Source organism: Nocardia noduli, assembly GCF_019038455.1.
Lineage (GTDB): Bacteria > Actinomycetota > Actinomycetes > Mycobacteriales > Mycobacteriaceae > Nocardia > Nocardia noduli.
In genome coordinates, this window is the sequence record NZ_JAFMPL010000003.1 from 27,551 (window position 1) to 41,188 (window position 13,638).

Sequence of the window (13,638 nt, forward strand, 5' to 3'; positions counted from 1 at the left end):
CTTCAGCATTCGATTCGGGAGATAGATCACACCCGGGTAATGCTCAGACCTCGGCCTGCACGCGGGAGAGCCGAATCGTGGTGGCGCACATGACGACTACCGACACGGCGACGACGACGAGCCCGAAGGTGTTGGTACGGAGACGTTCATCGAGCACCGTCGCGCCGATGAGCGCGGCGACCATCGGTTCGGCGATGGTGACCGCGGGCAGGGACGCCGCGAGCGGGCCGACCTGATACGCGCGTTGCTGGAGGTAGATGCCCGCGGCCCCGGCCGCGACCAGCGCCCACAGCTGCCAACTCGACAGCATCGGCCCGAGACCGTGATCGGCGAGATCGGTGACACCGGTGGTCAGCGCGGCGGCCAGACCGAACAGCGCTCCACCCGCCGCACCGAACAGCATCGCGCGCCGCCCCGGATCGGAACTTCCCGTGCCGATCGCGACGGCGCCGCCGATCGCGCAGAGCAGCACGATCAGCGTGACACTCCAATCACGCAGCGGCGCGGTGGAATTGCCCTCGGTCGGATCACCGATGAGCAGGAAGACCGCGAGCGCCGCCGTCAACGCCAGTGCGGTGGCCCAGGTGCGCCCGGTGATCCGGCGTCCGTTCAACCGGGCCGACAGCGGCAGGGCGAACACGAGCATGCTGACCAGCAACGGCTGTACGAGCAGGACCGAACCCAACGCCAACGCGACGACCTGCATCGCGTATCCGCCCACATCCCCGACGATCGCGGCCCACCACCGCGGATTGCGCATCAGCGCCCGGATCAGGCCCGATCCCTCGGGGACCGCGGCCGCCGCGCGTTGCTGCGCCACTGCCGCCACGGCGAACAGCGCGGCCGCGACCAACGCGCAGACGACGGCACCGAGCGGATGATGTGACACACCGCTCAGTGTGCCCGGTCGACGGCGATCGTTGGCAGAAGGCGTCCCGCGGCGCGTCGTCCCCGTCGGACGCGCCGCGAATCCTCACCCACCGGTACGCGGTCGATCCGGACATCGGACCACGGCGTCAGCACGCCGAGGCCGGCGCCGCACCGGTGGTTCTCCTCGCGAGCTAGTTCGCCCGCCGATTGCCCTGTGCGGCGGACCCCTGCGGACGTCCGGCGCGTCGGCGTCCCTGGCCCGGCGTGTCGGAGCGGGTCGGGCGGGCCGTATGGGCCGCGCCTGCCGTATGTCCGGATGCCGCGCCCGAGCCCCGCCCGGCGGTTGCCGTGGCGGCGGCCCGACTCGACGAGGGTGCCGCGCCTTCGCCGCGCACACCGTTGGATCGGGTGGCGCGTGTGTCGGCGTGACCGGTCGAGCGCTGGGCCGAACCGGAGTCACGTCCGCCCGTCCGCGCCGAACCGTCGCCGCCGCGACGCGAAGCCGCGCCCGCGCCGCGAGCGCCGGATCGTCCCGAGGACGGACGTCGCCCGCCACGGCCGGAAGCGTCCGGTGTGCCCTCGGGCGACCAGCCGCCGCTCGGATCATCGATATCGGCGCCCGTCGCGCCGCCGCGCCGACCGGTTCCGGACGAGCGCCGCTTGGTGGCAGCGCCCTGACGGGCGGGCTGCTGCGGGGGAGCGGGCGCGACCAGCGCGATACCGGAGGGCGTGCGCGCCCCGGTGATCTGCGCCAGTTTCCGATCGCCCGGTCTCACGTCGACACCGACGATGTCGACGCCCGCCTTCCTTGTCATCTTCTCGACCTCGGCGCGCTCCTCGGCCGAGACCAGCGTGACGACGACACCGTCCTCACCGGCACGGGCGGTACGGCCCGCGCGATGCAGGTACGCCTTCGATTCGGCGGGCGGATCGACGTGTACGACCAGCGAGATGCCGTCGACGTGGATGCCGCGCGCGGCCACATCGGTGGTGACGAGCACGGGGGTGCTGCCGTCGGCGAAGGCCGCCAGGGTCCTGGTGCGGTTGTTCTGGGCCTTGCCGCCGTGCAGTGCGCCCGTGGCGATTCCGACGCCGCGCAACTGCTTGGCCAGCCGGTCCGCGCCGTGTTTGGTGCGGACGAACATGATCGTCAGGCCCTCGCGCGCGGCGATCTCGGCGACGACGGCGCGCTTGTCGAATTTGTCGCGCACGTACAGCAGGTGGTGCGACATGGTCGACACCGACGCCGACGCCGGCGCGGTGGAATGGGTGACCGGCGAACGCAGGTAGCGCTTGACCAGTTTGTCGACCTCGCCGTCGAGCGTGGCCGAGAACAGCAGGCGCTGACCGTCTTTGGGCGTCCGGTCGAGCAGTTTGGTGACCTGGGGCAGGAAGCCCATGTCGGCCATGTGGTCGGCTTCGTCGAGTGCCGTGATCCGCACGTCCGACAGATCCGCGCACCGCTGGGCGATCAGATCCTCCAGCCGGCCCGGGGTCGCGATCAACAGATCGACGCCGCGCGCGAGGCGGTCGGCCTGGCGTTTGATCGGCGCACCGCCCACGACGGAGGCCACCCGTAGCCCGAGTGCGAGCGCCGGTTCGTCCAGCGCCTTCTCGATCTGGGCGGCGAGTTCACGTGTCGGCACCAGGACCAGGCCGCGCGGACGACGGGGGGCGCTGGATCCGCCCGCCAGCGTGGTCAGCATCGGAAGGCCGAAAGCCAGGGTCTTGCCGGAACCGGTCGGACCGCGTCCGAGGACGTCCTTGCCCGCGAGCGCATCGGGCACGGTCGCGGCCTGGATCGGGAACGGGGCCTCGATGCCGCTGCGGTGCAGTGCCTGCACGAGCACGGCGGGGAGGCCCAAGTCCGCGAAGGTCACGGCGGATGCCGAGGCGGCAGGGGGAGAGGAGGTCAACGGGTGCCTTTCGTGAGCAGCGCGATAGTCGGCGCTGGGTCCGGAGTGGTGGACACCGTGCCCACCGCACGGTGCGCCACTGTGGGCACTCGTGTCGCGAAAATTTTCGGCCGGACGACCCGGCCGCGAAGTCAGCCGTGGAAAAGCCGACTGAGTTCGACCAACCAGGGTACCGCGACAGCCTGAGTGGGAACCACCAGGATGGCCACCGACCCCAGATACGCGGCCGCGGCGATGCGCAGATCGCCGATTCGGCCCCCGAGTCGCTGGATGCGGATGAGGGTGGTCGGACCGCCCGCCGCGAGCGCGCCCTGCGGTGCGGTCGACTTGGCGCAGGCGACCAGAGCACGGGCCAGCGGCGCCGGTCCGGTGACCTTGACCGCCGAATCGTCGGCGAGCAGTTCTATGAGTAATTTCACCGAGCCGAGCGCCGCCCGGCTACGCACGACGACGGGAAACGCCTCGTGCACCGCGGTGAACGCCTCCAGCACGAGATCGTGCCTTGCTCGCAGATGGGAACGTTCGTGGCTCACGATCGCGGTGACTTCGGCGTCGTCGAGATTGGTGAGCGTGCCCTCGCTGAGGACGACGCGCTGGCGCAGGCCGGGCAGGCAGTAGGCGATGGGTTCGGTCGCGGCCAGCACGCGGATATCGGCCGCGCGACGATGCGGTCCGCTCTGGTCCAGCAGGTCGACCAGCATGCGGTGACGGGCGCGTCTACGCCGGGTGTGGACGCCGACCCGGACGACCGAGAAGATCAGCCGCGCGCCGACCAGCAGGGTGAGGGCGAAGACGAAGACATAGGCGAGCCACAGGGGGAGTCCGAGCGCGTCGATCTCGCGCGTCGGTGACGTGGTCGGTCGGCCGTCGGGGCCGGGGACGAGAAGTTCCGCCGCGATCGCCAGGCCGGAGCCGAAGGCGCTGAGCACGGCGGCGAGCGCGATGGCCTGCCACAGAACCAGAGCCGCACGTGGTGTCCGGTACGGCCATTTCGCTCGGCTGAGCAGCGCTGGAGCAGGCCCCGCGAGAAGCAAAGCGAGACCGGCGAAAACCGGCGCGGTTGCGTTCATCGACTCAGCTCACTGCGTTGTGGGGCCAGAACGTCCACGGCGTTGTGAACGTCGCGCCGACGGTATCAGGAACCTTCGGTTGCTTCGAGCTTAGCGAGCGCCTCGCGCAACGCATCCGCCTCGTCCGGGCCGACCTGTTCCACGAAATGCACCAGCGCGGCGGCACGACTGCCCGCCGCGTCGGCCTGCTGCAACGCGTCGACCATGAGACTCGCCACCAATTCGTCGCGGGTGTGCACGGGGGCGTAGCGGTGCGCGCGATCGTCACGCCGCTGCACCACCAGATTCTTCTTCGCGAGTCGCTGCAACACCGTCATCACCGTGGTGTAGGCGAGCTCACGACGTGCGGCCAAGGCCTCGTGCACCTGCCGGACCGTCTGCGGTTCGTCGCTGGACCACAACTGGTCCATGACCGCTTTCTCGAGTTCACCAAGACCTGCCATCCCCTGAGTTTACGGACCCAACGACGCAATTGCGTACTACACCTTGTCGTAACTGTCCGGTAGCTGTGTGGTATTGGTCATAGTCCGGGGAGGAACGGTCAGAAAGGACGGCCCGACTCCAGCACATGCCTGGCTCCGATCGGAACGATCATGGGTCTACCCGAGACCGGATCCTCGAGCACCGACGCGCGCAATCCGAAGACCTCGAGCAGCAACTCGGCGTCGATGATCTCCGAGGGCGCGCCCTGGGCGACCACTCGTCCGGCGTGCATGACGACCAACCGGTCGCTGTAGCGGATCGCCAGGTTCAGGTCGTGCAGCACCATCACGACGGTGCGGCCCATATCGTCGTGCAATTGATCGACCAGATCCAGCACTTCCAGCGAATGCGCGAGATCCAGGTAGGTCGTCGGCTCGTCGAGCAGCAGGATGTCGGTGCCCTGCGCCAGCGCCATCGAAATCCAGGCGCGCTGACGCTGACCGCCGGAGAGTTCGTCGAGGGGGCGATCGGCGAGATCGGCGATCCCGGTCTGCTCGAGCGCGGTCATCACCTCGGCCTCGTCGCCCGAGGACCACTGCCGGAACCAGGTCTGATGCGGATGTCTGCCGCGCGCGACCAGATCCGCGACCGTCAGCCCCTCCGGCGCTACCGGTGTCTGCGGCAGCATGCCGATCACCTGTGCCACGTCCTTGGTCTTCATCGTGGAGATGGCCTTGCCGTCGAGCACCACCCGGCCCTCTCGGGGCCGGAGCAGTCGGCCGAGCGAGCGCAGCAGGGTCGATTTGCCGCAGCCGTTCGGTCCGATCACGGTGGTGACGACGCCGGAGGCGATTTCCAGGGTCAGCCCGTCGATGATGACGCGGTCGCCGTAGCCGAGGGTGATGTCGTCGGCGACGAGCCTGGACGCGTCCGATTCGGGTGCGGTGGTCATGACAGGGTCGCCTTCCGATTCATACGCACGAGCAGGTAGAGCAGGAACGGACCGCCGACGGCGGCGGTGACGATGCCCACCGGAACATCCACCGGGAACACCGTGCGCGAGGCGATATCCGAACCGACCACGAGAAGGGCGCCGAACAGCGCCGAACCGATCATCGGTTCGCCGGGCGTGCGCAGCACCCGGCGCGCGATCTGCGGCGCCGCCAACGCGACGAACACGATCGGACCTGCCGCCGCGGTGGCCATCGAGGCCGCGACCACGGACGCGCCGAGCAGCAGGGCCTGCTGGGACTGGATCCGCACGCCGAGCACCCGGGTGGTCTCCGGGCCGAGCCGCAGTGCGGCCAGGGTGCGCGCCGACATCGTCGCCACCGTGAGGACGACCGCGAGCGCGATGGCCGCCGGGATCAGACCGTCGCGGTCGGCGCTGTTCAGAGAACCGTTGAGCCACATCTGCGCTCGTGACGCGTCGGTGAGCGAAGCCCGGGTGATCACCCAGTTGATCCCCGCGACGAGGAGCGCGTTGACGCCGATGCCGATCAGGACCAGGCGCAGTCCGGTCGCACCGGATTCACCGGAAGCCGAACGTCCCCACGCCAATACGTAGATCGCCAGCGCCGTGAGCAACCCGCCCAGAAGCGCGGCCAGCGATACGCCGACACTCGCGGCGAACCCCGACACCCCGCCGGTGCCGATGATGGCGACCGCGCCCAGGCTCGCGCCCGAGGTGATACCGAGCATGTCGGGACTGGCGAGCGGGTTGTGCAGTATCGACTGGGTGATCGCGCCCGCCAGTCCGAGGGCGGCGCCGACCACCACCGCGGTCATGGCGCGCGGCATCCGCGACTCGAGGATGATGAAGCGCTGCGAGCGGGTGCCGCCGCCGGACAATACGTCGAGTACGCGTCCGAGCGGGATATGCGAGTCACCCGTGGTGATGTCGACACAGAAGAGTACGAAGACCAGTACGGCGAGCGCGACGGTGATGAGGACCATGGTCGGGCGCAGCACCAGCGATATCGGTCCGATCCGCAGCGCCGGTCTGGCCTTGCGCAACGGCGCGGCCTCTGTTCCTACGGTGGTTGTCACGAACGCACCCCCCTCTCGCTCCGCGCGGTCGCTGTGAGTTCGATCATGATCACAGGCTCGCCAGCTTCCGGCGGCGGACGAAGGCGATGAAGAACGGGGCACCCACCACCGCGAGCATGATGCCGACCTCGAGTTCGCCCGGCCGTGCGACGACACGTCCGACGATATCGGCGCTCAACAACAGAAGCGCGCCGAACAGACCCGAGTACGGAATCAGCCATCGATAGTCGGGTCCGCTGATTCCACGTGCCAGATGCGGTACCACCAGGCCCAGAAAGGCGATCGGACCGATCGCGGCCGTCGCGGCGCCACACAGCAGGACGATCGCGGCCAGTCCGAGGGCACGGCTGCGGCCGATGTCGACCCCGAGTCCGCGTGCCACGTCGTCGCCGAGGCTGAGCAGGTTCAGGCCCGGCCCGGCCGCGACGGCGAGCAGCACCCCGACCACGAGGAACGGCAGTACCTGCCAGAACACCTCGGCATCGCGGCCCGCGACGCTGCCGACCACCCAGAAGCGGTAGGTGTCGAGGGCTGTCGCGTCCATGAGCACCACCGCGTTGGTCATGGCCTGGAGGAACGCGGCCACCGCCGCGCCCGCCAGCACCAGACTCAGCGGACTGGCCTTGCCGCCGCCGATGGAGGCCGCGGAGAACACCACGACGCCCGCGATCAGCGCCCCGGCGAAGGCGAACCAGATGTACTGCTCGGGGGCGGTGAACGCGAACAGGTGCATGCTCAACGCCGCGAGAAACGCGGCGCCGGAGTTCAATCCGAGCAGACCCGCGTCGGAGAGCGGATTGCGGGTGTAACCCTGGATCAGCGCGCCGGTGATGCCGAGTGCGAGTCCGCAGACCAGCGCGAGCGCGGTGCGCGGGAGTCGGAGGCCGCGGACGATTTCCGCCTCGGTCGAGCCCGCGGGGCAGTGGAAAGGTCCGCCGGGGCAGGTCAATCCGTCGCGCACGGCGTCGAACACGGTCGACGGCGGCAGCAGTCGGGTGCCGATGGCGACGCTCGCCACGGTGGCGAGCAGCAGCAGCGCCGCGAGTGCCAGGAGTCCGATCAGGCGACGCCGCCTCATGGTGCCAATGGGTGTCACGGCGACAAACTTATCCTGCCTCGAAGGTGATCCCGGGGTTGCTAGGTCTGGTAAGCCTAACCTATCTTTTGAAACGACTCCATGATGTGGCCGACCCCGAGGAGGTTCGATGATCGAGCCCTTGACTGCCTGCACTGCCCGCCGTACCCAGCAGGTGTTCGGGCACTCCTGTAATCGGCTGCGAGCTCTCCAGCCCGAGCACCCCCGTGTCTATGCCGTCGCGGCGATGGCGGAGCAGGGCAAGCGCCGGTGGTGGAAATTGTCGGACGGATTGCAGGAGGGCCGGATCGACCTGATGTTCCGGCGTCACGCCGCCGAGATGATCAGCGCCGACACCGCGGCCGACGTGGTCGCCACCGCGCTGATCCACGCGATCGTCGGTCGGGTCGCGGCGCTGTTGGTCGCCGAGGGCGCGGCATGGGACCCGGGACTGGAGAACCTGTGGGTGCACAACGACAACGACGGCGGCATCGATTGGGCGGGTCTGTCGGACACGACGATTCGGGTGATCGACGGTGACCGCAGGGCCGGTGAGCCTGGAGTCGTCGTACTGCCCTGCGAGCAGGCGATGTCGGTGTGGCTGGCGCATCGCTGTGTCGCGTCGCTGTCGCTGGTCCAACACGGGCTCGCCCGGTGTTCGGGTCTCAATGCCCGTCGGTTCTGGTCGCTGGTAGGCGAATCCATCGTCGGCGCGGCGACCTACGTGCCGGATCTGGCGCGCACCGATTCGGTGGCGGGCGCGCGGCGCGGACAGGGGCTGATGACCGCGCTGGAGGATCGGGGACTACCGATCAGGCGAGGCACTTGCTTAGTTAGGTAAGCCTGACCTATACTGAGTTCGGCGTAAGGATCGAGCGAGAGTCCCGAGGGCTGCGGTGACCCCCGATCCAACTGCCGCGGCGGGCCTCCACTTCGGTGGAGGCCCGCCGCTCTGTTCCCGGAGGCCCTATCACGGACGAGCCCGGTGTGCGGGCGGTTCGCCGGGGGATGCCAAGGTGGATATATGACGCAACAGGAGTACCAGGGCATCAGCTCCCTCGCGGATGTCACGCCCGAGTTCATGACCAAGGCCAGCGAAGGCAGTTTCGCCGACGTGGTCGGACTCCGCTACACCGAGATCGGCCCCGACAAGGTGCGCGGCGAGTGGATCGTGAAACCGCATCTGCACCAGCCCGCGGGGATCGTGAACGGCGGCGTGTACTGCACCGTCATCGAGACCTTGGCCAGTATCGCGGGCGGGGTGTGGTTCGGCGAGCGCGGCACCGTCGTCGGGGTGAACAACAACACCGACTTCCTGCGCGCGGTCCGCGAGGGCACGCTCTACGGCGAGGCCACCCCCGTGCATCGCGGACGTACCCAACAACTCTGGCAGGTCGTCATCACCGATGAACAGTCCCGCGTGGTCGCACGCGGCCAGGTGCGACTGCAGAACCTGGCGAAGACGGACTGACGCTCGGTACGCATCCTGGGAACGGGCGTGCCAAAATGACCGTCCACCCCTTTCGTCCGAACCGGTGAGGAGCCCGGATGCGACTGTCGCCGCACGAGCAGGAACGGCTGCTGTTGAGCTACGCGGCCGAGCTGGCACGGCGCAGGAAGGCGCGCGGGCTCAAACTGAACCATCCCGAGGCGATCGCGTTGATCACCGATCATGTGCTCGAGGGCGCGCGCGACGGGCGTTCGGTCGCGGAACTGATGTCGTCGGGCCGCACGGTGCTCGCCCGCGCGGACGTCATGGAAGGCGTCCCCGAGATGATCCACGACGTGCAGGTCGAGGCGACCTTCCCCGACGGCACCAAACTCGTCACCGTGCACCATCCGATCGGCTAGGGGCGAGCATGATTCCGGGCGAATACCTCTGCGCCGAGGGCAGTATCGAGCTGAACGCGGGCGCGCCTCGCGTGGAACTCGATGTCGTCAACACCGGTGATCGGCCTGTGCAGGTCGGCAGCCACGTGCATTTCCCGCAGGCCAACGCCGCGCTGGCCTTCGACCGCGACGCCGCGCACGGCCTTCGCCTCGACATCCCGGCGGGCACCGCCGTGCGATTCGAACCCGGCCTGGCGCAGCGGATCCGCCTGGTACCCCTCGGCGGCCTGCGCGAGGTCCACGGCATCGGTCCTACGCCGCCCGGTCGCCTCGATGCCTAGCGCGCGTACCCGCCACGGCGGTGGCCGCGACGGAACTACTCCGGTCGTCTCTGTGCGGCACGGCATCTCGGAAGGCAGGGCATGAGTGAGCTGAGTCGGGCTCGGTACGCCGAGCTGTTCGGGCCGACCACCGGAGACCGGATCCGGCTGGCGGATACCGATCTGTTGATCGAGATCACCGAAGATCGCAGCGGCGGACCGGGACTCGCAGGCGACGAAGCCGTCTTCGGCGGCGGCAAGGTGCTGCGCGAATCCATGGGCCAGTCCCGCGCGACCCGTGCCGACGGCGCGGCGGACACGGTCATCACCGGCGTCGTGATCCTCGATCACTGGGGAATCATCAAGGCCGACCTCGGAATTCGCGACGGGCGCATCTGCGGCATCGGCAAGGCGGGCAACCCCGACACCATGTCGGGTGTGCACCCGGATCTGGTCGTCGGACCCTCCACCGAGATCATCGCGGGCAACGGCCGCATCGTCACCGCGGGCGCGATCGACTGCCACGTCCACTTCATCTGCCCGCAACTCATGGACGAGGCGCTCGGCGGCGGCATCACCACCCTCATCGGCGGCGGCACCGGCCCGGCCGAGGGTTCCAAGGCGACCACGGTGACCCCCGGCGCCTGGCATCTGGCCCGCATGCTGGAGGCGACCGACCACTGGCCGCTGAACATCGTGCTGCTCGGCAAGGGCAACACGGTCAGCGAAGAAGCCATGTGGGAGCAATTGCGCGCCGGCGCATCGGGTTTCAAACTGCACGAGGACTGGGGTTCCACCCCGGCGGCCATCGACGCGTGCCTGCGCGTGGCTGAGGCGTCCGGCGTGCAGGTGGCCCTGCATTCGGACACCCTCAACGAGGCCGGATTCGTCGAGGACACCCTCGCCGCGATCGCGAACCGCGGCATCCACGCCTACCACACCGAAGGCGCGGGCGGCGGCCACGCGCCCGACATCATCACCGTCGCCTCACATCTCAACGTCCTGCCGAGTTCGACCAACCCGACCCGCCCGCACACGGTCAACACCCTCGACGAACATCTGGACATGTTGATGGTGTGCCACCACCTCAGCGCGTCCATCCCGGAGGACCTGGCCTTCGCCGAGAGCCGAATCCGCCCCTCCACCATCGCCGCCGAGGATCTGCTGCACGATCTGGGCGCGATCTCCATGATCGGCAGCGACTCCCAGGCCATGGGCCGGATCGGCGAGGTCGTCATGCGCACCTGGCAGACCGCCCACGTCATGAAACGTCGTCGCGGCGCGCTGCCGGGCGACGGCGCGGCCGACAACGCCCGGGCACAGCGCTACGTCGCGAAATACACCATCTGCCCGGCCGTCGCGCACGGTCTCGATCACGAGATCGGTTCCGTCGAAGTCGGCAAACTCGCCGACCTGGTGCTGTGGGAACCGGCCTTCTTCGGCGTCCGCCCGCACGCGGTGCTCAAGGGCGGCATGATCGCCTGGGCCGCGATGGGCGACGCGAACGCCTCCATCCCCACCCCGCAACCCGTCCTGCCGCGCCCCATGTTCGGTGCCGCGCCCGCCGCCGCCGCCGCGACCTCGCTGCATTTCGTCTCCGAACAGGCGATCGCCGACGGGCTCGCCGACCGTCTCGACGTGCGCCGGAAACTGGTGCCGGTCAAGAACGTTCGCGCCGTCACGAAAACGGACATGCCCCGCAACGACGCCATGCCCCGCATCGAGGTCGACCCCGACACCTTCACCGTGCGCATCGACGGTGAGGTCTGGACCGAACAGCCCGCCACCGAACTGCCGATGGCGCAGCGCTACTTCCTGTTCTGAACGACCGGTTCGGCGACGTCGGCCCGCGCCGCCGAACCGCTCGGTCAGACGATCGCGTACGGGTGCGCGGCCGCACGGCCTTGGAAGGACAGGATCTTCAGGTTCTGGACCCGGCCCTCGCGGATCTCGATCGCGCGACGCACGGTTTCGTTGCCGTCCCAAGCGTCGGGGCCCGCCATGACGATCGGCAGGAATTCCAGCAGCGCCTCGGAATTCTCCCAGGTGGCGGAATTCCACAGGTACGAGGGACTGTGATCGACGCCGTAGTAGTGCAGACCCTCGCCGACGTCGAACATCGGTTCCGCGAACGAGGTCGGACGCGCCCATTCGAAGCCCATGCCGCTGTCGCAGGAGACATCGATGAACAACGTCCCGCGCGGAAACAGGGGCAGATCCTCGTTCATCACGAACATCAACGGCTCCTCGGTGTCCTGGAGGATGCAGTTCACGACGACGTCGTAATTCGCGAGCATCTCCGCCAGCGGCCCCGGTTCCGGTTCCTTCAACGCCAGGATCCGGGTCGGATTGGCCGGGTCGCGCACGAAATGCTGCATCCGCACCGACGCGAACGGTGAGGCCACCGCCGAGACACTGCGTTGCGTCAGAACCGTCACGTCACTGATGCCGAGCGCCGAGAGCGCACGCACCGCACCGCGGGCGGTGGCGCCGAAACTGATGACCGCCGCGCGCATCCGCCGCCCGTAGTCTCCACTGGACCCCCGCAGCTGGAGCGCGTGCAGAACCGAGCAGTACCCGGCGAGTTCGTTGTTCTTGTGGAAGACGTGGACGCTGAAATTACCTTCCTTCGTCCAGTGATTCATCGCCTCCCAGGCGATCAGGGTCAGGCCGCGGTCGACGGCCAGCTGCGTCATCCGCTCGTCCTGCACGCAATGCGGCCACCCCCAGACGACCTGCCCCGGGCGGAGGTGCTCCAGGTCTTCGGCCAGCGGTTTGGGCAACAGCACGATGTCGCACTCGGCGAACAACTGTTCGCGGGTGCGATGCCCCGCGACCAGCGGCGCGAGACGCTCGTCGGAATAACCGAACCGATCGCCGTAGCCGTGCTCGAGGTAGATGCGCTCGCGAAGCCCCGGGTCGATCCGGTCCAGGTGCGCCGGGTGGATCGCCAGCCGGTGCTCGTCGTCCTTGCGGGATGTTGCTACGACACCGACGGATAGTTGCTTCACCTAACGAGCCTACGCGCACCGTTCTGCCCCCCGAGCAGCAGTGCGGCCGATCGTCACCCTGCCGAGGGAACCGGTCGGCCCCGAGTCGCGTCCTACACTGTGGGGCAACTGTTGGGCCCGGACGGGAGGCATCGGTGGGACGACGGACGACGGCAGCGATGGCGGTGCTGGGCGGGATGTTGCTGGTCGCCGCGTGCGGGACGGACAGTGCGGGAAAGGCGACGCCGAGCACATCGACCGATACGTCGACCGCCACTGCCGCACTGTGGGATCCGTGCACCGCGATCCCGGACTCGGTGTTGCTGAAGGTCGGTGTGGAGCCGTCATCGAAGGAATCGGGCGCCGCGGGTGTGGAAGAGCCTGGTTGGAAGATATGTTCTTGGGACAACTCCGATTTCAATATCGCGGTCTTCTCGACGGGAATCGATGTCGATGAATTCACGAGTAAGAGTGGGAATGTCGACTTCGCGGACGTAAGGGTCGGTGAACGAAGCGGGGTTCGATATCACCGGTCATCCGATAAAGGCGGCTACATCTGCGATCTCGTGTTCCCGGTAGAGCAAGGCACGGTGAGCGTCATGGTCTCCAATCGTGTCTCATCCAAGAACAAGGTCGATCCATGTGTCCGCGCCGACGCTGCCGCAGCGACGCTGCTGCCGGTGTTCCCGGGCTGATCGGGAGGATTTTCTGATGGCGGTCGAAGACGAAGTCCCACTGTGGCGGTATCTGTCGGGGGAGGCCGAGGAAGGCCGCCTGTATCTCGACGAGTCGGTGGCCAAGAGTTGTCGCGACGCGTGCAACGAGCAGATCGGGATATACGAAGATCTGCTCAAAGATCTACAGATCATGAGTGCCGTCAGCGGATTCGGAAGATTCGACTGTTCCGACGAACTGGCGAAGATGTTCGGGCAGAAGGCAATCAGTGGTGATGGAGATGTGCATACCGCGTTGATCGAGCATATCGAGGTGCTCGGTCTGATTCGCGATACGATCCAGATTTCGGTCGAGCGATACGAAGCGCAGCAGCAGGCGGCCGCAGCAGGCCAAGACAAGTTGCTGAACTGATCGGGGGGA

At 68.2% G+C, this 13,638-nt stretch carries 14 protein-coding genes and 1 pseudogene; 7 read left to right on the forward strand and 8 right to left on the reverse strand.

Going from position 1 to position 13,638, the window contains the following annotated elements; all coding sequences use genetic code 11:
* Window positions 1–43 precede the first annotated feature (43 nt).
* The 7 genes and pseudogenes from JZ792_RS03340 to JZ792_RS03370 all read right to left on the reverse strand — a co-directional run bounded on the left by JZ792_RS03340 (window position 44) and on the right by JZ792_RS03370 (window position 7,424).
* Window positions 44–889, reverse strand: coding sequence for a DMT family transporter (locus JZ792_RS03340; protein ID WP_216906718.1), 846 nt, complete (start codon window positions 887–889; stop codon window positions 44–46).
* 427 nt (window positions 890–1,316) lie between these two features.
* Window positions 1,317–2,786: pseudogene (locus tag JZ792_RS03345) on the reverse strand (DEAD/DEAH box helicase); the annotation flags it as partial.
* Window positions 2,787–2,917: 131 nt separating this feature from the next.
* Complete coding sequence (locus JZ792_RS03350) at window positions 2,918–3,856, reverse strand: M56 family metallopeptidase (RefSeq protein WP_216906722.1); 939 nt, start codon at window positions 3,854–3,856, stop codon at window positions 2,918–2,920.
* A 65-nt stretch (window positions 3,857–3,921) separates the two neighbouring features.
* Entirely contained in the window at window positions 3,922–4,299 is a 378-nt protein-coding gene (locus tag JZ792_RS03355; protein ID WP_109524300.1) for a BlaI/MecI/CopY family transcriptional regulator, read from the reverse strand.
* Between the two features lie 98 nt (window positions 4,300–4,397).
* Window positions 4,398–5,231 carry an ABC transporter ATP-binding protein gene (locus JZ792_RS03360; RefSeq protein ID WP_216906724.1) on the reverse strand — a complete coding sequence of 278 codons (834 nt, stop codon included), beginning with the start codon at window positions 5,229–5,231 and terminating at the stop codon, window positions 4,398–4,400.
* Window positions 5,228–6,328 carry a FecCD family ABC transporter permease gene (locus JZ792_RS03365; RefSeq protein ID WP_438804290.1) on the reverse strand — a complete coding sequence of 367 codons (1,101 nt, stop codon included), beginning with the start codon at window positions 6,326–6,328 and terminating at the stop codon, window positions 5,228–5,230. The genes JZ792_RS03360 and JZ792_RS03365 overlap by 4 nt, the downstream gene beginning before the upstream one ends.
* A 49-nt stretch (window positions 6,329–6,377) precedes the next feature.
* Window positions 6,378–7,424 carry a FecCD family ABC transporter permease gene (locus tag JZ792_RS03370; RefSeq protein ID WP_308165124.1) on the reverse strand — a complete coding sequence of 349 codons (1,047 nt, stop codon included), beginning with the start codon at window positions 7,422–7,424 and terminating at the stop codon, window positions 6,378–6,380.
* Window positions 7,425–7,533: 109 nt separating this feature from the next.
* Here JZ792_RS03370 and JZ792_RS03375 point away from each other — a divergent pair, with 109 nt between their 5' ends.
* The 5 genes from JZ792_RS03375 (at window position 7,534) to JZ792_RS03395 (ending at window position 11,377) form a co-directional block, all read left to right on the forward strand.
* Window positions 7,534–8,244 carry a hypothetical protein gene (locus JZ792_RS03375; protein WP_216906726.1) on the forward strand — a complete coding sequence of 237 codons (711 nt, stop codon included), beginning with the start codon at window positions 7,534–7,536 and terminating at the stop codon, window positions 8,242–8,244.
* A 240-nt stretch (window positions 8,245–8,484) separates the two neighbouring features.
* Complete coding sequence (locus tag JZ792_RS03380) at window positions 8,485–8,874, forward strand: PaaI family thioesterase (protein WP_232839646.1); 390 nt, start codon at window positions 8,485–8,487, stop codon at window positions 8,872–8,874.
* Between the two features lie 77 nt (window positions 8,875–8,951).
* Complete coding sequence (locus JZ792_RS03385) at window positions 8,952–9,254, forward strand: urease subunit gamma (RefSeq protein ID WP_216906729.1); 303 nt, start codon at window positions 8,952–8,954, stop codon at window positions 9,252–9,254.
* A gap of 8 nt (window positions 9,255–9,262) precedes the next feature.
* Window positions 9,263–9,574 (forward strand): urease subunit beta, encoded by a 312-nt coding sequence (locus JZ792_RS03390; protein ID WP_216906731.1) that lies wholly within the window; start codon window positions 9,263–9,265, stop codon window positions 9,572–9,574.
* 81 nt (window positions 9,575–9,655) lie between these two features.
* Window positions 9,656–11,377, forward strand: a complete 1,722-nt coding sequence (locus JZ792_RS03395; RefSeq protein WP_216906733.1) for an urease subunit alpha — start codon at window positions 9,656–9,658, stop codon at window positions 11,375–11,377.
* Between the two features lie 44 nt (window positions 11,378–11,421).
* Here the strand turns inward: JZ792_RS03395 and JZ792_RS03400 are convergent, their stop codons facing one another.
* Window positions 11,422–12,564 (reverse strand): N(5)-(carboxyethyl)ornithine synthase, encoded by a 1,143-nt coding sequence (locus JZ792_RS03400; protein WP_216906735.1) that lies wholly within the window; start codon window positions 12,562–12,564, stop codon window positions 11,422–11,424.
* A gap of 158 nt (window positions 12,565–12,722) precedes the next feature.
* Here JZ792_RS03400 and JZ792_RS03405 point away from each other — a divergent pair, with 158 nt between their 5' ends.
* Entirely contained in the window at window positions 12,723–13,238 is a 516-nt protein-coding gene (locus JZ792_RS03405; RefSeq protein ID WP_216906737.1) for a DUF3558 domain-containing protein, read from the forward strand.
* Between the two features lie 16 nt (window positions 13,239–13,254).
* Entirely contained in the window at window positions 13,255–13,629 is a 375-nt protein-coding gene (locus JZ792_RS03410; protein WP_216906739.1) for a hypothetical protein, read from the forward strand.
* The last annotated feature ends 9 nt before the right edge of the window (window positions 13,630–13,638 follow it).